This is a genomic window from Mucilaginibacter rubeus, from assembly GCF_003286415.2.
In the GTDB taxonomy this organism is placed as follows: Bacteria; Bacteroidota; Bacteroidia; order Sphingobacteriales; family Sphingobacteriaceae; genus Mucilaginibacter; species Mucilaginibacter rubeus_A.
This window is the reverse complement of record NZ_CP043450.1, coordinates 2,620,009-2,642,829: the sequence shown is the minus strand read 5'-3', so window position 1 is coordinate 2,642,829 and position 22,821 is coordinate 2,620,009. Positions and strand designations below refer to the sequence as shown.

Annotated in this window: 16 protein-coding genes; 13 read left to right on the top strand and 3 right to left on the bottom strand. The window is 42.3% G+C overall.

The genetic code is table 11. The features are described from left to right. Window positions 1-26: 26 nt before the first annotated feature. From DEO27_RS10765 to DEO27_RS10745, 5 genes are all read left to right on the top strand, one after another. Window positions 27-1,172: a FecR family protein gene (locus DEO27_RS10765; RefSeq protein ID WP_112566580.1), complete on the top strand. Its 1,146-nt coding sequence runs from the start codon at window positions 27-29 to the stop codon at window positions 1,170-1,172. Between the two features lie 230 nt (window positions 1,173-1,402). Next, window positions 1,403-4,897: a TonB-dependent receptor gene (locus DEO27_RS10760; protein ID WP_112566583.1), complete on the top strand. Its 3,495-nt coding sequence runs from the start codon at window positions 1,403-1,405 to the stop codon at window positions 4,895-4,897. Window positions 4,898-4,917: 20 nt separating this feature from the next. After that, entirely contained in the window at window positions 4,918-6,894 is a 1,977-nt protein-coding gene (locus tag DEO27_RS10755) for a RagB/SusD family nutrient uptake outer membrane protein (RefSeq protein WP_112566586.1), read from the top strand. 38 nt (window positions 6,895-6,932) lie between these two features. After that, on the top strand, window positions 6,933-8,138 hold the full coding sequence (locus DEO27_RS10750; RefSeq protein ID WP_112566589.1) for a DUF5000 domain-containing lipoprotein: 1,206 nt from the start codon (window positions 6,933-6,935) through the stop codon (window positions 8,136-8,138). A 33-nt stretch (window positions 8,139-8,171) separates the two neighbouring features. Beyond that, window positions 8,172-9,419, top strand: a complete 1,248-nt coding sequence (locus DEO27_RS10745) for a DUF4998 domain-containing protein (protein ID WP_112566592.1) — start codon at window positions 8,172-8,174, stop codon at window positions 9,417-9,419. 79 nt (window positions 9,420-9,498) lie between these two features. On the opposite strand, the gene DEO27_RS10740 is transcribed toward DEO27_RS10745, so the two are convergent. Continuing rightward, window positions 9,499-10,707, bottom strand: coding sequence for an MFS transporter (locus DEO27_RS10740; RefSeq protein WP_112566595.1), 1,209 nt, complete (start codon window positions 10,705-10,707; stop codon window positions 9,499-9,501). Between the two features lie 76 nt (window positions 10,708-10,783). After that, window positions 10,784-11,059: an ArsR/SmtB family transcription factor gene (locus tag DEO27_RS10735; RefSeq protein WP_112566598.1), complete on the bottom strand. Its 276-nt coding sequence runs from the start codon at window positions 11,057-11,059 to the stop codon at window positions 10,784-10,786. A 231-nt stretch (window positions 11,060-11,290) separates the two neighbouring features. Here DEO27_RS10735 and DEO27_RS10730 point away from each other — a divergent pair, with 231 nt between their 5' ends. Next, window positions 11,291-11,599: a hypothetical protein gene (locus tag DEO27_RS10730; RefSeq protein ID WP_112566601.1), complete on the top strand. Its 309-nt coding sequence runs from the start codon at window positions 11,291-11,293 to the stop codon at window positions 11,597-11,599. A 10-nt stretch (window positions 11,600-11,609) separates the two neighbouring features. Here the strand turns inward: DEO27_RS10730 and DEO27_RS10725 are convergent, their stop codons facing one another. After that, on the bottom strand, window positions 11,610-12,083 hold the full coding sequence (locus tag DEO27_RS10725) for an Lrp/AsnC family transcriptional regulator (RefSeq protein WP_112566604.1): 474 nt from the start codon (window positions 12,081-12,083) through the stop codon (window positions 11,610-11,612). Window positions 12,084-12,231: 148 nt separating this feature from the next. On the opposite strand from DEO27_RS10725, the gene DEO27_RS10720 reads away from it, so the two are divergent. The 7 genes from DEO27_RS10720 to DEO27_RS10690 all read left to right on the top strand — a co-directional run bounded on the left by DEO27_RS10720 (window position 12,232) and on the right by DEO27_RS10690 (window position 22,819). Then, window positions 12,232-13,230 (top strand): NAD-dependent epimerase/dehydratase family protein, encoded by a 999-nt coding sequence (locus DEO27_RS10720; RefSeq protein ID WP_112566607.1) that lies wholly within the window; start codon window positions 12,232-12,234, stop codon window positions 13,228-13,230. A gap of 12 nt (window positions 13,231-13,242) precedes the next feature. Further along, complete coding sequence (locus DEO27_RS10715; RefSeq protein WP_112566610.1) at window positions 13,243-14,097, top strand: RNA polymerase sigma factor RpoD/SigA; 855 nt, start codon at window positions 13,243-13,245, stop codon at window positions 14,095-14,097. Between the two features lie 144 nt (window positions 14,098-14,241). Continuing rightward, entirely contained in the window at window positions 14,242-16,098 is a 1,857-nt protein-coding gene (locus DEO27_RS10710) for a glycoside hydrolase family 35 protein (RefSeq protein WP_112566613.1), read from the top strand. Window positions 16,099-16,387: 289 nt separating this feature from the next. After that, window positions 16,388-18,760, top strand: a complete 2,373-nt coding sequence (locus DEO27_RS10705) for a response regulator (RefSeq protein WP_112566616.1) — start codon at window positions 16,388-16,390, stop codon at window positions 18,758-18,760. Window positions 18,761-18,863: 103 nt separating this feature from the next. Then, window positions 18,864-21,245 carry a TonB-dependent receptor gene (locus DEO27_RS10700; RefSeq protein WP_112566619.1) on the top strand — a complete coding sequence of 794 codons (2,382 nt, stop codon included), beginning with the start codon at window positions 18,864-18,866 and terminating at the stop codon, window positions 21,243-21,245. Window positions 21,246-21,249: 4 nt separating this feature from the next. Beyond that, window positions 21,250-21,855: an RNA polymerase sigma-70 factor gene (locus DEO27_RS10695; RefSeq protein ID WP_112566622.1), complete on the top strand. Its 606-nt coding sequence runs from the start codon at window positions 21,250-21,252 to the stop codon at window positions 21,853-21,855. Window position 21,856: 1 nt separating this feature from the next. Next, a complete protein-coding gene (locus DEO27_RS10690) occupies window positions 21,857-22,819 on the top strand; it encodes a FecR family protein (RefSeq protein WP_112566624.1) in 963 nt (320 codons plus the stop codon). Window positions 22,820-22,821 lie beyond the last annotated feature (2 nt).

Here is a 22,821-nt window from a genome sequence, read left to right as displayed (position 1 = left end):
TTATCCATAATGAGGTCTTACAAATAATGACATACAATAAAGCGTATTTTCAGGAACTAATAATTGAGCAAATAGCGGGCACGATAAGCGAGGAAGAAAGCCGTTTGCTTAACGAGGCTATACAAAATGATCCCCAGGTTAAGCAGCTGTGGGATGAAATGCAGCAGAAACTATCTTCAGATAAAGCTCAAGGCTTTTTTGACAATATTGATGAAAATAAAGCCTGGGATAAAATTGAGACGGAAATAAAACAAGTTAGGCCGATCAACACCCGTCGGATACAGATCACAAAATGGCTATCTATGGCTGCTTTGTTATGTATTGCTTTTACTGCCGGGTATTACTGGCGAAAAATGCCCGTTAATGAGACTGTTGCTGCAAAAAGGGATATCAAAGCTCCGGCCATCGAACTCCGGATGGCTAACGGACAACATATCGATCTTTCGGATACAAGCAAAAAGATGATTAATGTACCTTTCGCGCATTTAAAGAAAGGAGCTAACGGGTTAAGTTATCAGCTTGATAATAATAAAACGGCTGAATGGAGTACGCTTGTTATTCCTTCAAAATTAAATTACCGGATAGTACTATCAGATGGTACCGAGGTTTGGTTAAATTCAGTATCAAGCCTGCGCTTTCCTTTTGCATTTTCAGGTAAAACGAGGGAGGTATATTTGACCGGGGAAGCCTTTTTTAAAGTAGCTAAAAACGCCGCCCGACCATTCATTGTACATACAGACCAAACTGATGTAAGGGTTTTAGGTACCGAGTTTAATGTAAACACTTATCAGACCGATAAAACAGTGACTTCATTGGTGGAGGGTTCGGTATCAACAAGCGGCCAGGATAAACGAAAAATGCTTTTACAGCCAGGCTATCAGGCTGTTTACACGCCGGTTACAGGATTTACCTCGCAACCTTTTGATTCTGCGGTTGAACTGGCCTGGATGAACGATATTTATTATTTCCACGATACCAAACTCCATGATATAAGTGATGTACTGCTTCGGTGGTTTGATGTCAAAGTTGTTTTTGATGATCCGGCCAAGGCCGATGAAGCTTTTAGCGGCGCTATTCAAAAGAATAAACCGGTTGATGTTTTTATTCAGAATATCAAGGCATCTGCCGGTGTTACCGCCGTTTTGAGGGAAGGAGTTTTGCACATCAGGTAGTTTAGCAGCCTCAGTTAATTCACCACTTGTTTTCTGTAGCATTTAATGCCTGGTTTTTTAATCAGATTGGGAAGCCCTTGCCTTAATAATTGAATTTCATTCAACTATAACTCATTGAATTATTGATAATTGACGCCTATGTAATAAAAAAAATACATTTTTTCCTGTTCCCGTTCACCCGTTTCGTCAGGATGCGGTCTTAAAGAAAACCAAATCATAAACCCAATAATATGGAGAGAATTTTATTCAGCCGGCGGCTTATACTGCCCTTTATTTTTCTTTTATTGGTAACCCGGTACAGTGCTGTACAGGCACAGGCAACGGGGCCAATAACACTCAAAAAGGCTAACATCGGTTTAGCTGAAGTATTTAAATCAATCAAAAAGCAAACTGGCCTGACTGTTTTTTACAGTAACAATTTGTTGAATGACAAAGAGCTTGTTTCCGTAGATTTTAAGAAAGCCGAGTTAAAAGAAGTATTCGGCGTGCTTTTAAAAGGGAAGGACCTCAACTATGTAGTGCGTGACCAGCTCATAGTAATTGAAAAAAACGAACCTGTACCTGTTGTAGCCCCACAGAAAAAAGAACCGGCAAAAGCTGTCGTACCCAAAAAAGTTCAGGGCGTTGTCACCGATGATAAGGGCCTCACTTTACCGGGCGTAAGTGTTAAAGTTAAAGGAACCATGAATGGCACACAATCTGACGTGGATGGTCGGTACACCCTTAATTTAAAAGAAGGAGGGAGCTCAATCATCGTTTTTTCGTTTGTAGGCTCAAAATCACAGGAGTTTGACCTTTCAAATTATCCCTTATCAGCGGCGGGCGTTTATAAAATTGACGTACAAATGGGGGCCGACAAAAACGCACTTGAAGAAGTTGCCGTTGTTGCTTACGGCACTCAAAAAAAAACAAGTCTGGTAAGCTCAATCACAACAGTAAACCCAAAACAACTAAAAGGTCCGTCAAGTAACCTTACCACCATGCTTGCGGGTGTTGTGCCCGGCATGATCTCCTATCAGCGAAGCGGTGAACCGGGTGCTGATAATGCCCAGTTCTTTATCAGGGGTGTAGGCACTTTTGGTGCAGGTAAAGTTGACCCGTTGATATTGATCGACGGTATAGAATCAGGTACTACCGATCTGGCGAGACTTCAGCCGGATGATATCTCGGGTTTTTCGGTACTAAAGGATGCTACCGCTTCATCGTTATATGGTGCGAGGGGTGCCAATGGCGTAATCCTGGTAACTACCAAGCGTGGGGATGTTGGCGCTGTTAAGTTTAATATTCGCGGTGAAAATTCAACTTCGTCAAATATTAAAAACATTGATCTTGCTGACAACATCACCTACATGACATTGGCCAACGAAGCCGTGTTAACCCGTAACCCGCTTGGCGCTTTACCTTATTCTCAAAACAAAATAGATCATACGGCTAAAGGCGATGATCCGCTGCTTTACCCTAATAACAACTGGATCAAACAGTTGATAAAAAACAAAACCAGCAATCAGCGCTTCAACATGAACGCCAGCGGTGGATCGGAAAAAGCCAAGTACTACCTGGCCATGACCTATAATATAGATAATGGCAACCTCGCTGAAAACAGCCTGAATAATTTTAGCAATAATATTAAACTGCAATCATATTCTATTTTATCAAATACCACTTTAAATCTTACAAAAACCACCGAGGCTGTTGTAAGTTTAAAAGGTCAGTTTGATAGCTATCATGGGCCTGTTGGCGGCGGCGGTTTTACTTTTTTGAATGCCCTTTGGAGCAACCCAGTTGCGTTTCCGGCCATTTACCCAGGCAATTTGCTTCCTTACGTAAATCACCCGCTTTTTGGTAATGCCATTATCCCAAGCGGCGGATTGTACGTAAACCCTTATGCGCAGTCTTTGTCTGGTTTTCAAAGTTCAAATACCAGTACTTTAACCGCGCAATTAAATTTAAGCCAAAAGCTTGATTTTATTACTCAGGGCCTGTCGGCACGTGCCATGGCGTATACCACGCGATATTCATACTTCACAGTTTCGCGTCAATATAGTCCTTATTACTACCAGTCAAATATACTTAACGGGCAATTCAATGGGTTAACGCTGCTTAACGACGGTTCGTCGGGAAGCATAGGCCCAACGCCAACCGAATATCTTACCTACAATCAAAATCCGGCAGCAAATATTTCCAACTCCATTACCTACATCGAAACAGCAGTAAATTACAATCGCACATTCGGCCAAAAACACGCTGTTAGTGGGTTGTTGATAGGTACTATGCGTAATTTTCTTACCGGCAATGCGCCAACTCTTCAACTGTCGCTGCCATCGCGTAACCAGGGTGTATCCGGCAGGTTTACCTATGGTTATGATAACCGCTACCTGGTTGAGTTCAACTTCGGTTATAACGGTTCTGAGCGTTTTGCAAGCAACCACCGTTTTGGTTTCTTCCCTTCTGTGGGCGCGGGTTGGGTTGTTTCAAATGAGAAATTTTTTGAGCCTTTACTATCAACCATCGACAACTTGAAATTCAGGTTTACCTATGGTTTAGTAGGTAATGACCAGATAGGTTCAGCAACAGACCGTTTCTTTTATCTGTCGGATGTTAACTTAAACAACGGTTCAAATGGCCAGTTTGGTACTAATTATAACTATAGCAGGCCTGGGGTAGTAACCTATCGTTATGAAAACCAGAATATCACCTGGGAACAATCAAGGCAAACCAATATTGGTATGGATTTAACGGTGGCTAAAAACTTCACCTTAACCGTAGATGCCTATCAGCAAAAGCGCGATAATATCCTGATGGTGCGTAGCACTATACCTACTTCGATGGGTTTACAGGCCAATATATCCTCAAACGCCGGTAAGTCATCAAGCAGGGGTATTGATATCGCTATGGATTATAAAAAGAGCTTCAACAACTCCTTTTGGGTCCAATCACGCGGTACGCTTACCTATTCTAAAAGTAAATTGTTAAAAAATGAGGAGCCTATTTATGGCGATAATCTTAAATATCTGAGCAAAGTTGGCAACTCTTTAAGCCAGATTTACGGTCTTATTGCCGAGCGCTTATTTATTGATGATAAAGATGTTGCCAACTCGCCAGTACAAAGCTTTGGCGACTACAAAGCCGGTGATATCAAATACCGCGACATGAATGGTGATGGCAAAATATCCAGCTCGGATGTTGTACCTATCGGTTACCCGATTGTGCCGGAGATTATCTATGGTTTCGGCTTTTCTTTTGGCTATAAAAACTTCGATATCAGTGCATTTTTTCAGGGTTCTGCACGCTCATCTTTTGTGATTAATTCTGCAGATATTTCGCCTTTTTACCTGATAAATGGCTTGCAAACCAACGGACTTAATTCTGGTAACCAAAGTGGCCTGTTAAGCACCATAGCTAATGACCACTGGTCGGAAGATAATCGCAACCCGTACGCTTTCTGGCCGCGCTTAAGCACCCAGATACAGGGAAACAATACTCAAACTTCAACATGGTGGCTACGAAATGGATCCTTTGTTCGCCTTAAATCGGCAGAGTTGGGTTACAATTTCAACAAAAGCCAGCTTAAAGGCCTGCACTTAAACAGCGCGCGTATTTACCTGAACGGTTTGAACCTGCTAACCTTAAGCAGCTTTAAACTTTGGGACCCGGAAATGGGAACGTCAGGATTGGGCTATCCAATTCAAAAAGTATTTAACGTGGGCCTAAGGGTAGAATTTTAAAAGCTTTCAAAATCAGTTATATGAAAACTAATTTTATACAAAAAATTAAGCATTCAGTATTAAGCAGCACGCCTAAAGGAAATATCGCCCTTATCATGGTGACCTTAATAATGATTGTGCCGGTATCATCCTGTAAAAAATCATTTTTGGATGTTGTTCCTGATAACGTATCAACAATAGCCAATGCCTTTGTTTCAAAAACCGAAGCAGAAAAGTACCTGTTTACCTGCTACTCATACCTGCCAACAGAAACTGACCCAACCTACAACGTAGGCTTGACCGCCAGCGACGAAGTTTGGGTAGAAGACCCTGCAAATCACATCCGGTCTACAAACGTACTGCAACTACCAAGGGGCTTTCAAAACTCATCAGACCCGATTGCCAACTATATGAATGGCACCAGGGATGCAGCGGCAAATTATAAAGCTATCCGCGATTGTAATGTTTTTATTGAAAACGTAAGCGATCAAACCAAAGTAAGGGATCTTGACATTGATACCCGTGAACGCTGGATTGCCGAAGCACAGTTTTTAAAGGCGTTTTACCATTTCCAGTTGTTCCGTGCTTACGGGCCGATACCCATTATTGATAAAAACCTGCCTATCGATGCGCCCATTGATCAGGTTAGAGTAAAACGTCGCCCCGTTGATGAAGTGGTGACCTATATTGCCGGTTTGTATGATCTTGCAGCAGCAAAATTACCTTTAACCATCCGCAATGAAGGAAGTGAACTGGGCCGTGTTACTAAAGCTGCGGCTTTGAGTATGAAAGCAAAATTGCTGGTAACTGCTGCGAGCCCGTTGTTTAACGGCAACCCCGACTATAATTCCTTTAAAAATAAAGACGGGGAACAGCTGTTTAATTCAACCTACAGTGCCGAAAAATGGCAACGTGCCGCCGACGCCTGCAAAGCGGCCATTGATTTTTGCGAATCTCAAAATATTCACCTGTATACATTTCCTACGCCAACCATTCCGCTAAGTGAAACTACCATGACGCAGATGAGTATCAGGAATGCCATGAGCGAGAAATGGAACGATGAGCTGATCTGGGGTTTGACGGCTGATAACAATATCAACTATAATTCCTTTTTCCAGTCAATGTGTGCAGGTCAGTATGACTTTAACAATGCTGATGCTGCCAAATCGGCAAACCGCCCACTGCTTGGCCCTACCATAAAGATGGCCAAAATGTTCTATACAAAAAACGGCGTGCCTATCAACGAAGATAAAACGCTTGATTTTAGCAACATAGCGGAATTGCGCGTTGGGACACACGCTGAACGCTTTAATATTAAAGAAGGCGAAACAACCGCAAGGCTCAACTTTGACAGGGAGCCACGCTACTATGCCGACCTTGGGTTTGACCGTGGTGTATGGTACATGGCCAACAGCCCAACCAAAACCGACGAAGATACCTGGTGGATGAAAGCCCGTGGAGCCGAAGTTGGACAATCTTCGCCTATACCTATTGCCGGTTTCTACATGAAAAAAGCGCTTAACTGGCACTATGAATGGGCAACGGTTACCTATATTAACTATCCATGGCCCGAAATGCGCCTTTCTGACCTTTACCTGCTTTATGCAGAGGCATTAAACGAAGCACAAGGCCCGGTAGCCGATGTTTATACCTACGTAAACAGGATCAGGGCCAGGGCAGGGCTGCCTACTGTTCAGGATTCGTGGTCAAACTTTAGTATCAACCCAACAAAGTATACGACAAAAGACGGCATGCGCTCAATTATTCAGCGTGAGCGTGGCGTAGAACTTTGCTTTGAAGGGCATCGTTTCTGGGATTTGTTACGCTGGAAAACCGCAGGGGTTGAGCTTAATGGCAACGTAACCGGCTGGTCGATAAATGAAAATTCGCCTGAGTTGTATTATCGTGAACGCACCATATTTTCAAGGCACTTTGTGATCCCGCGCGATTATTTATGGCCGATACAGGAAAATGACCTGCTGGTTAATCAAAACCTGGTACAAAACCCTAACTGGTAAAAGCGAGCAACAATATGTTGAACATTAAAAACATTAACATGGAAACAAGGAAATTACAAGCTGCTTTCTGCACGTTACTATTGATGATAGTAATGGCTGGCTGCAAGCAGGAATCACTCAATAAACCAACTATAACCAATAACAATGCACCGGGAGTTGTTAGCAACGTACAGGTGCAAAACCTTAACGGCGAGGCTACTTTAACGTATACTTTGCCCGGCGATAATGACCTTTTTTATGTGAAAGCCGTTTATGAAACTTCGCCGGGTAAAACACGCGAGGTAATAGCCTCACATTACACCAATACATTAACTGTTGATGGTTTTGGCGATACGCTTGCGCACGTCGTGAAACTATATGCGATTAACTCAAGCGAGAAGGCATCGGCACCGGTAAATGTTACTGTAACTCCATTAACACCACCTTATTTACTTGCCTACAGATCTCTTAAGGTAACCGCAACCTTTGGCGGTTTTAACGTGACTTGCGATAATGAAGCCAAAGACAATCTTGCCATTGTGCCAATGGTTGATACTGCCAACAATGGCCAATATGTACAACCAAAGGGTATGGATAACATCTACAGCAACAGTGTTTTGATAAAGGCAGCGGTAAGGGGGCAACCTGCCGTTGAACGTAAGTACGCGTTTTTTGTGCGCGATAGATTTTTAAATAAGTCAGATACGCTGTTTATGAAACTTACACCGTTTTATGAAGAGCAGTTTTCTAAACTTGACTGGTCGGCTTATGTGTTGCCTGGTGATGCTACCAACCTGTATTCATATACTGATGTAACCAAGATTTTTGACGGCAACTTTACCGGCGGCTGGCCTAACTGTCTCTTTACGGTTGAGAGTGCCGGCAGTCCACAAATGGTGACCATAGATTTAGGCAAGCAACGTGTGTTCAGCCGTTTTATCATGAATCCTTTCATTGAAATTGGTAATGTGTACTATGTTCGTGGAAATTTAAGGGATTTTGAAATCTGGGGCTCAAACTCGCCAAATGTGAACGGCGCGCTTGATGCTTCATGGACAAAATTATTAACCTGTAACGTGGTAAAACCATCAGGATCGCCATCGGGCACAGAAACAGCTGCCGACTATAACTACGCGCATGACGGCTGGGGTTTTGACTTTCCGGCTGGATTGAGTGCTTACAGGTACATCAGGATCAGGAGTTTACGAAACTGGACAGGCTCGTACTTTATGAGCATCAGTGAGTTTACCCTGTTTGGGAAGTAGTAAAACCGATGCATTTATCAATTTATTATCATCATGAAATTATATAAAATAACATCATACTATCTGTTGATGCTGGCAGCCTTCATCATAAGCTCCTGCACTAAAATGGATGATTTCAAAAAGAAATATGAGCCCAACGGGCCAATTATATATCCGGGCAAACTGGATTCGGTACAGGTGTTTTCAGGCAGGAACCGTGTATTACTCACCGGCCTTTTTACATCCGACCCTAAAATTGTAAAATACAGGGTATACTGGAACAGTAAGCAGGATTCGGTAGATACGCCGGTGAAACGTACCAGCGGGGTTGACACCGCGAAATTGTTTATACCTAATTTGCCGGAAGGTATCATGACCTTTGAGATCCGTACCTATGACAATGAAGGGCATGTATCCATTCCAGTTACCCTGGCGGGAAATGTGTATGGCAGTTTGTATCAAAGTTCGCTCATTAACCGCGGCATAGCCAAAGCCGAGCTCCAGGCAGACGGATCGGCTTTAATTAATTGGGCCGATGTTAACGCCGATGACGGCTTGCTTTCTATGGAGATCAAATACACTGATGTCTCAAACAAACAACATGATACATTGATCACTTCGGTGCCGACGGGCTTAAGCACATCGTTGCCTAAATTTAAGGCAGGTGACGTAATTAATTATCGTACGGCGTTTAAACCCAATAAAACAGCTATTGATACTTTTTACGTAGACTTCCAGGATCATAGTGTTAAAGCAGATGTAACCAGTATTTACCTTACCAACACCGGGCCTTTCCAAAGAAATACTTTTGACGGACGCTGGGGAACGCTTGCCGCGCCATGGATAACCAACGCAGCAGCTAAGAATAAGGATAACGGCACTAACGGCGGTTACAGCTCCGATGGCGGGGGCACTATTAACTGGGAAACATGGAATAATACACCTGTGGTTAACGGTATTGTTTATCAGGCCACATCGTCACCATTACCGGCCGGAAATTATATTGTTTCCTTTGACGCGTATTCAGAAGTGCAATCAAATTCATCGGTTTATTGCGTTGCTGCTGCAGGAGGGAACGGAATACCTGTTCTCGCAAACCTTTCAACAGCTTTAGGATATGTGAATTTGTTTAACGGTGCCAACGTAGGCAGTACAAGCCCAAATTCAAGAGAGGTAAAAACTTTTACTTTTACGCTTGCATCGCCACAAGTAGTATCGATAGGATTTTTAGGAAACATTGTAGGTAACGGCAATCCGGGCAGTTATTTCACGGTATTTAATATTAAACTTTTCAAAAATTAAAGACGATAAAAAAGTCCCTGGGTTAATCCAGGGACTTTTTGTTTTTATATTCCAACAGTTTAGTAATAGAGTTTATCTCTTATTCGCAAATAGCTACCTGTACAGGTTCTGGTTCCTGTAGTTCTTCAATAGTTGTGGAGGTAGCTTTCTGGCCAACATTTGATTTAATAAAGCTCATGCTAAATGCAAGCAGAAGCAACGGCACTGTCATCCAGATTACCTGGTGAATACCATAATGCGCAATAACAAAACCACCCAATAAAGTACCCAGCGTTATACCGGCATTAAAAAAGGAGGGAAGCAGGCTGTTTACAAAATCAAGCGCAGGCTCCTCGATACCGTGTGTAAGTTGTATGTTGGCCGCAAGGAATCCCCCGGTATGTATAAAACCCCATACTGAAAGGATAACGACCATGGGAATAAAATATCCGCCAAACTGATAGGCCAATATATGCGTTGCAACTAAAGAAAGTAAAAACAGGCGAACAGTAAGCGTTACGTTTTTACTTAGCGCAATGCCCATTAACCAGTTCCCGGCTATACCTGTGCCACCAAACACCAGCAGCATAATACTGATTTGTGCTCCGCTCATGCGCGATACCTTATCCAGATATTCTGCAAGGTAGCCATAGGTGGCAAACATACCCGCCAGGATGATGGTTGAAGCCAGTAACTTAACCCATAAATGAACATTCCGTAGCAATTGCAATTGACTTTTAGGGCTTGCCTGTTCGTCATTAACAGGCATTGAAGGGGCAAAAAGCGTTAACGCGCCAAATGCAAGCAAGTTAACAACGGCTGATCCAATAAATGATGCTCTCCAGCTAAACAAATCGGCCATATAGGTAGTAAGGGGCACCCCAAGCACGGTAGCTACACTCAACCCGGCCATAACTATCGAAATAGCCTTAGGCGCATCTTTCGGGCCTGCCTGCTTTGCTGCCGCTGTCATAGACACCGCCCAGAATACCGGGTGCAAAAAAGCGGGCAATATGCGGGCTATCATGAGTACGGTAAAGTTTGGCGCTACGGCCGATAACAGATTGGAGATTACGAAGATTCCCAATACAAGGCACATTACAAATTTACGGTTAAGGCGTGCAGTAAGCATATTGGTAAACGGGCCTGCAAGTGCCACTGTTAAGGCAAAGGCACTCAACAACCATCCGGCCGTGTCAATTGATATATGAAATTCTTTTACCAGATCGGGGAGGATGCCGATAACCCCAAACTCGGTAGTTATGATGCCAAACGCACCCAGGGCCATAATGTAAATTGATTTATTCATAGGTATAAATATTTAAATATTTAAAAGTTTCGATATTTTTGATCAAAAGGTCACATGTACTTCAAGAAACTGATGCCTAATTTTTTAATTCGTTCAAGCAGGCAATGTACTCGTCAAGTACTTCCTGGTTCAGTACGTACTTAAGGTTGCGGCCTTCTTTTTGTGGCAAAAGTAAATCGGCATCGACTAATTGTTTTAAGTGATGCGATACAGAAGGCTGTGTAAGATCAAGCAAATCATTTACCTCTGCGCAGTAAAGGCAATCCTTCTTCTTTTTAAACTGCTGTAAAATAGCTATCCTGTTCGCATCGCTTAACGCCCTGGATATTTTCTCTATTTTTTTATTGTCCATTATTTTGTTTTACTGATTACTTAATCAGCTTAATAATACAAAGGTATAATAATATTAACACATAGAAATGTTTCTATATATTTTAAACATAGCAATGACAATGAAAAACAGCACCGCTCGAAAATTAATACTGTGGGAGAGCTATTGCTGGTTATAATATGGCGCAAATCCCCCCGTTTGTTGGCACATTTGCCTGTTTGGCATTCATGGTGTATGCTTTAGCTTTATAATATGAAAGTAGTAAGAGTACAATACACCACACGCCCGGAGTTCGCGGCCACCAATCAACGTAACATCGCTGCCATTGTTGAAGAATTAAAAACCTTAAACCACCCCGGTATTAAATATACAGCATGGTTGCTGCCCGATGGCAAAACGTTCATGCATTTTGATCAGTTGGAGAATGAGGAAGCGCACCAGGTTTTACAGAGCCTGTCATCGTTTCATAAATTTGCGACCGAGCTCGAAGCCAGCGATTTAGAAGTTGAACCTAAGCTTGAACTGCTTACGCTTGTCGCATCAACGGAGAGTTATTTTTAATAATTGTATTTCAATGCTTTCTGATTGGCAGTGCGGTCTCCGTTTTTGCCGCTTTCATCACCAATTTAGTTTCCACCTTACCAATAGCTATGATGGCAAAAAGCCTGTTCATCAAAAAATCGTGATATTCCTTACGGTCTTTTACTGTAACCTTTAAAATAAAGTCAAAATCGCCTGTAAGGTGATAGCACTCTAACACTTCCGGAAGCTTAATGATCTCATTTTCAAAATGGCTTAAACTGTGCTGGCTATGGTCTTTCAATTGTACGTGGGTAAAGGTCATGAAATCAAGCTCCAGTTTTTCATGATCAAGTACTGCCACGTATTTTTTTATATAGCCCCGTTCCTGCAACGAGCGGATGCGGTTATTAATAGGAGTAGTGGTTTTATTGAGTTTTAAACCTATTTCCTGACCGGTAAGGCGGGCATTTTCCTGTAGCAATTGAAGTATGCGGATATCGGTATCGTCGAGTTGATCAAGCATAAGAGTTACAAAAACTAAAAGATAATCGTCAAATATTTATCAAAAGTTTCAAAACCTGTTTTGAATTGTATTTTCGGTTTCAAAAACCAATTTTTATGTTCCGTATGGATTATGAGATTGTGAATATACAATTTTACATCATAATACTATGGAACACGATAAAAATCAACCATCGCCGGTAATCCTTGTTACCGGTGCCCGCGGGCAGATCGGTACTGAACTGGTTGCCGCCTTAAGAAACGTTTACGGCAGAAAACAGGTTATCGCTACCGACCTGCATGATGCCGCTGCAATATCCGAATCAAACCGTCCATACCATCAACTTAATGTATTGGACAAAGATGAGCTGGAGAACCTCATTGTTACCTATGGCGTAACTCAGATCTATCATCTCGCAGCCACTTTATCTGCAAAAGGAGAAGAAGCCCCACTAAAGGCCTGGCACCTGAATATGCAAAGCCTGCTGAATATATTGGAGGTGGCTAAAGATCATAAATTGGATAAAGTGTTTTGGCCAAGCAGCATTGCCGTGTTTGGGCCATCAACAGCGCGCAAAATCAGTCCGCAGGATGCTTTGCTTGATCCGCAAACAGTTTATGGCATTAGTAAAGAGGCTGGCGAACAATGGTGTGCTTATTACCGGGAGCACTACGGACTTGACGTACGCAGTATCCGTTATCCCGGATTAATTAGCTACAGTGCCCCGGCCGGTGGCGGTACTACCGACTATGCGGTGGCGATATTCCACGAAGCTTTGCAGAACGGAAGCTACAATTGCTACCTTAATCCCGACACTGCATTGCCTATGATGTACATGGACGATGCCGTGAGGGCAACCCTTGAACTGATGGGTGCTCCGGCCGAAGCGCTGAAAGAACGTGGTGCCTATAATATCGGCGCTTTAAGTTTCACACCTGCTGAGCTTGCAACCGAATTGCAAAAACATTTACCTGATTTTACCATCAGTTATGATGCCGATAAGCGTCAGTCTATCGCGAACTCATGGCCGGCTGGTGTTGATGACAATGCAGCGACGCGCGATTGGAACTGGTTACCGAAATATGATCTTGCGGCCATGACTACAGACATGCTGCTGCATCTGGATCCGGTTTACAAGAATAATAGCAATACTGCAACTGTGAGCTAAACGAGGGTTGTAATGAGAGACCTGAATATTACCCAATCCATCACCGCCCGTGATGCTGCTTCGCTGGAGATGTATTTCAGCGACATTGCCCGTGAGCCTACAATTAATGCAGAGGAAGAAGTTGTATTAGCCGGAAAGATCAGGCAGGGCGACTTATCGGCTTTGCATAAGCTTGTAAAGGCTAACCTGCGTTTTGTGGTTTCGGTGGCAAAAAAATATCAGCACCAGGGCATGCCCATGGGCGACCTGATTAGTGAGGGTAATTTAGGCTTGCTTGAAGCCGCTAAACGGTTTGACGAAACACGTGGCTTCAAGTTCATTTCGTATGCCGTATGGTGGATCAGGCAGCGCATCATGGAGGCATTACTCGATAAAACCCGGATGATCCGCCTGCCTGCTAACCAGGTGGATATGATTGTTCATGTTAACAGGGCAACCGGCGTTTTAGAACAACGGTTGGAACGGCTACCTGCCCAGGATGAAATAGCCGATTTTTTGGAAACTGCCGAATGGAAAGTAAAAGAAGCGCTGTATGTAGCCCCCTTTACACATTCATATGATAAGGCGGATACAACTGGCGACGACGGGTATAGCTTACTCGATCGCCTAAACAGCGATGAACCCGGAGTTGAAAGTTTTCTGGAAGCTTCTCAATTGAAACAACAACTTGATGAGTTACTTGGCAAGCTAAACACGGCCGAGCGATCAGTTATATTCTATCATTATGGGCTTGATGGGCACAGCGAACTCTCCGCTCCTGAAATCGGAAGTAGGCTTGGCGTTAGTGCCGAGCGGGTGAGGCAGCTAAGAAACCGGGCTATTGATAAGCTAAGGGAAAAAGCCAGCCTGCAAAAACTTGAAGTTTAAATTTTTGCGCTTGGCAAACGTTTGCGTTGAATTTATAGAGCCCGAAATTAGGTGTTGCTATTTTAGGTTGATAACTTAGAAGTTCATAAATATTATGATAGGCATATCTGCCGGCTTTATCATAATAAACGCTTAAAAACGCAAATGAAAAAAACACTACTCTCTTTATTACTGCTAACCTTTATTACTTCACAGGTTTTTAGTCAGGCGAAACACACTTTTAAAATTGCTGATGGCAATTTTATTTACGACGGAAAACCTATCCAGATCCATTCGGGCGAAATGCATTTTGCCCGAATCCCTAAAGCATACTGGAAACAACGTTTACAAATGCTTAGGGCAATGGGCATGAACGCGGTTGCTACCTACGTTTTCTGGAATCATCATGAGGTTAGTCCGGGTGTTTGGGATTTTAAAACAGATAACCGCGATATACGTGAGTTCATAAAAACGGCGCAACAGGAGGGCTTAATGGTAATATTAAGACCAGGCCCTTACGCCTGCGCCGAGTGGGAGTTTGGTGGTTATCCGTGGTGGCTTCAAAACGATAAACAATTGGTTATTCGCAGTAAGAACGACCGCTTTTTGGATTCATGCAAAACCTACATTAACCATTTAATGGGCCAGGTTAAGGATTTGCAAATTACCCATGGCGGGCCAATTATTATGGTACAGGCCGAAAATGAATTTGGATCATATGTAGCCCAGCGTAAAGATGTGCCGCTTGCCGATCACAAAATTTACAGCGCGGCCATAAAGGATCTGCTGCTAAAAGCAGGCGTTGATGTGCCATTGTTTACTTCGGATGGCGATTGGTTATTTCAGGGCGGTGTAATCAGCGGGGCTTTGCCAACTGCCAACGGCGAGGGTGATACCAAAAATCTAAAAAAACTCATCAATCAATTCAACGACGGAAAAGGCCCTTATATGGTGGCCGAATATTATCCAGGCTGGCTTGATCACTGGGGCGAGAAATTTGAAAAAGTATCTGAAACTTCGGTAATTAAAGATCTGGAAAAGTATTTGAAGGATACCGTATCATTTAATATCTACATGGCACATGGCGGTACCAATTTTGGCTTTACAAGCGGGGCTAACTATGATAAAGAGCATCAGATTCAGCCGGATATTACCAGTTACGATTATGACGCTCCAATAAGTGAAGCTGGTTGGGTAACACCTAAATTTACTGCTATCCGTAACCTGATGAAAAAATATGCGGCATACGCTATTCCGGAAGTGCCCGCCCAAATTCCCGTAATCCAGATCCCGGCGATAAAACTAACTAAAACGGCAGATCTGCTTGAGCTTACCAAAAATCAGCAGGCAGTAGAAAGCGATACCCCTCAAACATTTGAGGCGCTTAACCAGGGGCATGGCTACGTATTGTACAGCCGCAAATTTACACAGCCAATTAACGGTACCTTAAACCTGGAAGGCTTGCGTGACTATGCTACAATATATGTAAATGGTGAAAAAGTTGGCGAGCTTAACAGGCAAGGCAACAAATTCAGCTGCCCTATAAACATTCCGTTTAATGCCCGTTTAGATATTTTGGTTGAGAACCTTGGCCGTATTAATTATGGTGGCGAGATCATTCATAACCTTAAAGGTATCATTAGTCCCGTTAAGATTGATGACCATGAAATTACCGGTAACTGGCAAATGTACAGGCTGCCTATGGATAAAGCCCCGACGCTTGCATCAGGTTCTGTAAATACAGTTGGCCGCCCGACAATTTACCAGGGAACCTTTGAGCTAAATAAAGTTGGAGATACTTTTTTAGATATGAAGAACTGGGGTAAAGGGATTGTATTTGTAAATGGCATTAACATCGGCCGCTACTGGAAGATAGGTCCTCAGCAAACGCTTTATTTGCCTGGATGCTGGCTAAAAAAAGGCACGAACAGTATTGTGGTATTTGACCAACTGAATGAAACCCAACAAACAGAGATCACTACTGTAACGGTGCCGGTTTTAGACGGGGTGGTTAGTAAATAATATTCAGTAATTTAACTTGACCAAGGCGGCAGGAATCTATCTGCCGCCTTTTTTATTGTCTCATTTGATGTTAAATATTAACTAATATTACTTGTTAGGAGATTGGATTTAACCCTGTGTTTAAGTGAGCTATTAAGCATCAATAAATACTTCAAAATATTTATGGGGGTTACTATATTCACACTTTATTATAAAAATTCCGGGCTTAATTATGGTAGGCGAATTTTTGCCATAACATATAACAAACAAATTTATAAGCTTTTGATTTTATGATAAGTGCCCCCAGCCGATGAGAGTTTTTAAGGTTATTTATTTAGTATTAATTCTGTTAACAGTTACCTGTATAAAAGTAACTGCACAAACTAATTATGTAGCCGCGGTACATGGCGTATTAGATCTTCGCAATAAACCCATCAATGATAAAATTGAACTAACGGGAAACTGGTTATTTTACTGGAACCAGTTGGTCAACCCCAATGACGACACAGTTGGTATTAAAGACAGGTTGTTGGTGGAATTTCCGTTTAAATGGAACGGATATACCTGGCGGGGAAAAAAACTACCGGCCTTTGGTTACGGAACTTACCTGCTTAAAATTTTGCTTCCCGCTAAACACCCTGAATTGAAGCTTGGCATGCCCGACGTTTACAGTGCTTACAGGCTTTATGTAAACGGTAAATTAGCATCGTCAAACGGCAACGTTACCACTACCGCAAAAGGTTTTGAAGCTCATTGGGAATATCACGCCATTAACCTGCCTAATGCCGATACCATCAATATCACTTTACAGATATCCAACTTTATACACAGTAAAGGAGGGATCGGTAAACCAATATTTATAGGCCCTGCCGATAAGATCGACCTCGCCCGGCACCAAGCTGAAGGTATTGATCTGATGCTGACAGGTTGTTTACTGATGGGCGGTTTATTTTTCCTCGGCTTATACCTGTTAGGCAGCCGAGATAAAGCTATTTTACTTTTTGCCCTGTTTTCGATGGTTTACAGTTATCGCATTATTGGAACGGATAACTACGTATTACATACGCTGTTGCCAGATATTAACTGGTATATAACAGCACGAATGGAGTACATAAGCCTCTTTTTAGGGATAGGTTTGTTTGGACTTTACACATTATATCTATATCCAATTGATGTAAATAACAGGATTGTTAATATCATTAATGGCGTTAGTTTTTCGTTTGCTTTAATAACACTGTTTAGCCCAGCGTTAATTTTTACACAACTGGTTAATCCATTTTTAATGGTCATGCTTTTTTGCCTGATCTATATCCCATATGTGTATTCGAGGGCCTGGCGTAACAACAGGCCGGGATCTGTTTACGCGTTAATGAGCGCGTTCGCCTTAATGTCGGTATTTGGCATCTCGCTGTTTCATTACTGGGCGCTTATACCGCCATTGCAATTAGTTAGCTTTTTAGGATATCTTGCATTTTTCTTCCTGCAATCTTTAGTGCTGGCCCACCGGGTATCGTTTGTATTGAAAAAGGCAAGGGTTGAAGCGGAGCAGGGCTTAAAGGCCAAAAGTGAGTTTTTGAGTACTATGAGCCACGAGATCCGTACACCGCTCAATTCGGTAATAGGGATGAGCCATTTGTTGCTTAAGAACGAACCTCGTAAAGATCAGATTGAGCATCTTGATGTTATGCTTTTTTCCGCAAATAACCTGTTGGCAATAGTGAACGATGTGCTTGATTACAATAAGATTGAGGCCGGGAAAATAACATTTGAGCATATTGAAATGGACCTGGCTGCCATAACCCGGAATGTTGTAGGGGGCTTGCAAACCGCAGCCCATGATAAGGATATTACGCTACGGCTCGATTTTGATAAAAAGTTGCAGCATAAATTGCTCGGTGACCCGACCCGCTTATCGCAGGTAATCACTAACCTGGTTCATAACGCAATCAAATTTACGCCGAGCGGTGAGGTGGTTTTAGGAGTAGAAGTGAAGGAACAAACGGAAACAACCGCCACGTTAATGATCTTTGTGAAGGATACGGGGATCGGCATACCCAGGGGCAAGCAGAAACTCATATTTGAACGCTTTACCCAGGCCGATTCGTCAATATCACGCAGTTTTGGTGGTACAGGTTTAGGTCTTGCTATCAGTAAAAAAATATTAGAGTTACAAAACTCATCCCTGCAACTGATCAGCGAAGAAGGTGTTGGATCGATATTCTATTTTATTCAAACCTTTGACAAGGCAGCAAAGCAACAGGAGCAAATCGATGTAAAAGCTAAACCCGACGAAACAGATAAACTTCTTAACGGAATTTCTATTTTGTTGGTTGATGATAACCCGATGAATGTAATGGTAGCCCAAACTTATTTAAAACGCTGGGGAGCCGTTACGGATGTGGCCACAAACGGATTAGAAGCTTTAGATAAACTTGATGTATCAAAACACAGGCTCATATTGATGGATTTACAGATGCCGGTAATGGATGGATATGAATCGACAAAAAAGATAAGGGCTAATGGCGTAAATATTCCAATCATAGCGCTTACCGCCAACTTACCTAAAGACGTTGAAGAAGAGGCTTTTAAAATCGGGTTTAATGATATCGTAATGAAGCCGTTTTTGCCCGATGAACTGCATAGTAAAGTGCTGCACTATGTTTTTAAACAAGAGCATGTATAAAAACTCCTGCATACATAAATTCTTTTCTACATCTCCATAAAAAATTTCATTTGCTCATAGGGGTAAAATGATCCTGGCGTGTTTCAGGAGAAATTTTACTAAAATGAACAGGTTATCTTTCTTATTACTATTACTTATTTTGCTGATAACGGGTTTAAAAGGTACAGCCCAGGTTAAGCCCAGGGAAACAACCTTTACCCAAACTATAAAAGGTACCATTATTGAGAAAAGCTCGAAATTCACGATGCCGGGTGTTACTGTAAAAGTTGTTTCTGTTCACCCCGAAAGAGCAGGTATTACCGATGCTAATGGAGTTTTTCATATAACACAGGTACCCATTGGCAGGCAGATAGTTGAGATTAGCTACGCTGGCTTCAGTAAAGTGGTTTTATCAGATGTGTTGGTGACAACCGGTAAAGAAATAGAACTGAATATTGAACTGGAAGCAGCAAATACACAACTTAGCGAGGTTGTTGTAAGCGCGACATCAAACAAACGACCTATCAATTCAATGGCAATGGCCAGCGGCAGGTCATTTTCGCCCGAAGAAACCAACCGTTATGCAGGTGCGCTTTTTGATCCTGCACGTATGGCGCAGGGATTTGCCGGTGTGGTAGCCGGTGGCGACAATAATGAAATTATTGTTCGGGGCAATTCACCCAAAAGCCTGCAATGGAGGCTGGAAGGAATTGAAATTATCAGCCCCAATCATTTTAATAACGAGGGTTCGGCAGGCGGTGGGGTAAGTATGCTTAACTCAACCGTAATAGGCACTTCGGATTTTTACACGGGTGCCCTTGCCGCCGAATATAACAATGCCACGGCAGGTGTTTTTGATCTCCGCTTCAGAAAGGGCAATACAGATAAGCGCGAATATACTTTTACTGCGGGTGTATTAGGGCTTGGTGCAACTATGGAAGGGCCATTTACCAAGGGCGGCAATGCTTCTTATTTAGTGAGCTATCGTTATTCAACACTTGGTTTACTTAAGGCCATAGGTGTTGATGTATCCGATTCTGGCGTTCCACAATACCAGGACCTGTCTTTTAACCTTGTTTTCCCAACAAAAAGTATCGGTACATTTTCTGTATTTGGCGTAGGCGGAACCGGCAATGTAAATACCGATGCCAAACGTGATACCGCCAAGTGGGATGAGCGGATGGATTCATACGATCTGCGTTATAACTACAAAGCGGGAAGCGTTGGGTTAAAGAATATTTACATTGCTAATAACAGGCTTAATTTCAGCAATATCGTGTCTTTCTCCGGGAGCCGTAATGCGTCAAGGGTTGATAGTCTTACATCTAAATTTCAGCCAAGCCTGTTACAGAAAAACCATTATGATAATACGGCTGTTCGTTATGCAGGTGTAGTAAATTATCGTACAGGCGAAAACAACAATATCCGCGCCGGCTTAAATGCAGGCTTTCTTACCTATAACTTATATGATCTGGAGTATCAACGTGACACCCATAATCTTAAAGAACTTTTAAATCAAAAAGGTGATGCAGCAACCTATGATGGCTTTATACAAAACAAACACGACTTTGGCGACAAGCTGAGTTTGAATACAGGCATCCATGTTAATTATTTCGACCTGAGCAAAACGTGGAGCTATGAACCAAGAGCCGGCTTAAACTGGCATGTAACATCAGATCAGGAGATTTCTTTGGCGGGTGGCGTTTACAGCAGACTTGAACCATTATCTTTTTATTTTGCTAAAAGCGCCGAATCAAATGACGCTGTAAGCACCAAACTTTCACCAACTAAATCAGCGCAATTGGTGCTTGGTTATGAAAAGCTATTTTCCGGTCACCTGAAATTTAAAACGGAGGCATATTATCAGCATCTGTATGAGGTACCTGTATCCAGCGATCCATCCAATAATTTCTCGGTGCTAAACGTATCTGATAATTCAGCTATCAGCGGTACAGATTATCATTCGTTGGTGAATAAAGGAACTGGTAAAAACTATGGAATTGAGTTTTCTGTTGAGCGGTCATTAAACAAAGGATATTATTTCATGATCACTTCATCAGTGTTCAATTCAAAATACAAGGCCCTGAGTGGACAAGAGTTTAATACCACCTTTAATACTCAGTACGTAACTAACCTGGTGGCAGGCAAGGAATGGGCTACAGGTCCCAATCATAAAAACCTGTTTGGTTTAAACGGTAAGATCATTTACGCTGGCGGGCGAAAGTATACACCTATTTTAGTTGATGAAACCTTTCAGCGCGATGAGCAGGTAATTGATCAGTCCAAAACCAACACATTAACGGCCGATCCCTATATTCGTGTCGATTTCTCGGCCAGTTACAGGATCAACAGTAAAAAAGTATCGCACTTCTTATTGCTTGATATTCAGAACCTGCTTAACAGACGTAATAACGTTGGTTTATTTTATAACCAGAGCAAGCGGATAATTGAAAAAAATAAATGGATAGGTATACTTCCAACCATTAATTACCGCATTGAGATTTAATAAAATGTTAACCCAAATTGATCATATTTTGGATTTAAATAGCGAACAAGTAATCCCGCTGCTGCTCTCGGGCGATGAAGCCACCTTCGAAAAGGTGTATAAGCACTTCATCAGGCCATTGCACGTATATGCTATCTCCATTTTAAGAGATGAAGACACCGCAAAGGGCATGGTACAAAATGTTTTCATGCGGCTTTGGGAACGTAAAGAGCGGTTGAATATCTCCGGCTCAATAAAGGCTTACCTGTACGGTGCCGTGTACAACGAATGCCTTAATAACCTCAGGCATCAAAAAGTAAAAATAAATCACCAGCAACATGTAGTGTATATGACGAAGGATAAAGTGGACGAAGGCACAGGCATGGAGCTGCTTGACCTTAAAGAGAAATTGCAACAGGCCCTTAATGACCTGCCTGAAAAATGCCGTACTGTATTTCAGCTAAGCAGATTTGAGGACTTAAAATATCAGGAAATTGCCGACGAGTTAGGCATCTCCATTAAAACAGTAGAAAACCAGATGGGCAAGGCCCTGAAAACATTACGGCTGAAATTAGTTGATTACCTGCCGTTATTCATTTGGGTTATTAGCAGGGCTTTTAATATTATTTAAGATGATGGACGAATTATTAACCAAATACATGCTGAACGAAACCACGCCGGTTGAGAATGAAACCATCAACCGCTGGCTTAGCGAAAATGACGATAACAGGAAGTACTTCGATCATTTTAAACTGATCTGGAATACAAGCCGCGAACTTAAGATAGAGAGCAAGCTTGATCCCGAAACCTCATGGGTCGAATTTAAACAGTTGGCACAAAGCAGGAGCGAGGCCTCTGTAAAAATTAAAACGCTGAATCCCGTAAACCGCTGGCTTAAAATTGCCGCTGTATGGCTGGTAATATTAGGGAGCGCGGGGATACTATACACTGTATTTAAACCTGCTAAAGCCAATATGCTTACGCTGCAAAGCGGCAACGTAGTACGTAAGGTTACTTTATCAGATGGTTCGCTCATCACTATGAACAAAAATTCGGTACTAAATTACCCAAACAGGTTTACAGGCGATACCAGGGAAATCTCGCTTAAAGGAGAAGCCTTTTTTGATGTAGCCCATGATAAATCAAAACCATTTATGATTCACGTGAATGATGTAGTTGTAAAAGTGGTTGGTACGTCATTCAATATCAAGGCTACAGGCCAAAACACGGAGGTTATAGTTGAAACCGGCGTGGTACAGGTAATTCAACAAGAGATTGTAGTGAAGCTAAAACCTAAGGAGAAAGCTTCGGTGCAAGGCGGCCGCCTGCAAAAGGGAAGCAGCCAGGACGAATTGTATAATTACTACCGTACGCAAAAGTTTGTGGCTAATAAAACACCGCTGTGGCGCCTGGTTGATGTGCTTAATGAAGCCTACCATGCAAATATTGTGATAGATAATAAAAAGCTGGCTAACAGAACCATAACAACCACATTTAAAGCAGATTCACTGGATAACATCCTGAAAACGATAGCAGATACATTTGGTGGAGATGTTAAAGTGATTAAAAAACCTCATCTCATCATAATCAAATAAGT

Excerpts from the sequence above, each read along its gene's own strand:
- DEO27_RS10765 (WP_112566580.1), top strand. The coding sequence starts at position 27 with ATGACATACAATAAAGCGTATTTTCAGGAACTAATAATTGAGCAAATA.
- DEO27_RS10760 (WP_112566583.1), top strand. The coding sequence starts at position 1,403 with ATGGAGAGAATTTTATTCAGCCGGCGGCTTATACTGCCCTTTATTTTT.
- DEO27_RS10755 (WP_112566586.1), top strand. The coding sequence starts at position 4,918 with ATGAAAACTAATTTTATACAAAAAATTAAGCATTCAGTATTAAGCAGC.
- DEO27_RS10750 (WP_112566589.1), top strand. The coding sequence starts at position 6,933 with ATGGAAACAAGGAAATTACAAGCTGCTTTCTGCACGTTACTATTGATG.
- DEO27_RS10745 (WP_112566592.1), top strand. The coding sequence starts at position 8,172 with ATGAAATTATATAAAATAACATCATACTATCTGTTGATGCTGGCAGCC.
- DEO27_RS10740 (WP_112566595.1), bottom strand. The coding sequence starts at position 10,707 with ATGAATAAATCAATTTACATTATGGCCCTGGGTGCGTTTGGCATCATA.
- DEO27_RS10735 (WP_112566598.1), bottom strand. The coding sequence starts at position 11,059 with ATGGACAATAAAAAAATAGAGAAAATATCCAGGGCGTTAAGCGATGCG.
- DEO27_RS10730 (WP_112566601.1), top strand. The coding sequence starts at position 11,291 with ATGAAAGTAGTAAGAGTACAATACACCACACGCCCGGAGTTCGCGGCC.
- DEO27_RS10725 (WP_112566604.1), bottom strand. The coding sequence starts at position 12,083 with ATGCTTGATCAACTCGACGATACCGATATCCGCATACTTCAATTGCTA.
- DEO27_RS10720 (WP_112566607.1), top strand. The coding sequence starts at position 12,232 with ATGGAACACGATAAAAATCAACCATCGCCGGTAATCCTTGTTACCGGT.
- DEO27_RS10715 (WP_112566610.1), top strand. The coding sequence starts at position 13,243 with ATGAGAGACCTGAATATTACCCAATCCATCACCGCCCGTGATGCTGCT.
- DEO27_RS10710 (WP_112566613.1), top strand. The coding sequence starts at position 14,242 with ATGAAAAAAACACTACTCTCTTTATTACTGCTAACCTTTATTACTTCA.
- DEO27_RS10705 (WP_112566616.1), top strand. The coding sequence starts at position 16,388 with ATGAGAGTTTTTAAGGTTATTTATTTAGTATTAATTCTGTTAACAGTT.
- DEO27_RS10700 (WP_112566619.1), top strand. The coding sequence starts at position 18,864 with ATGAACAGGTTATCTTTCTTATTACTATTACTTATTTTGCTGATAACG.
- DEO27_RS10695 (WP_112566622.1), top strand. The coding sequence starts at position 21,250 with ATGTTAACCCAAATTGATCATATTTTGGATTTAAATAGCGAACAAGTA.
- DEO27_RS10690 (WP_112566624.1), top strand. The coding sequence starts at position 21,857 with ATGATGGACGAATTATTAACCAAATACATGCTGAACGAAACCACGCCG.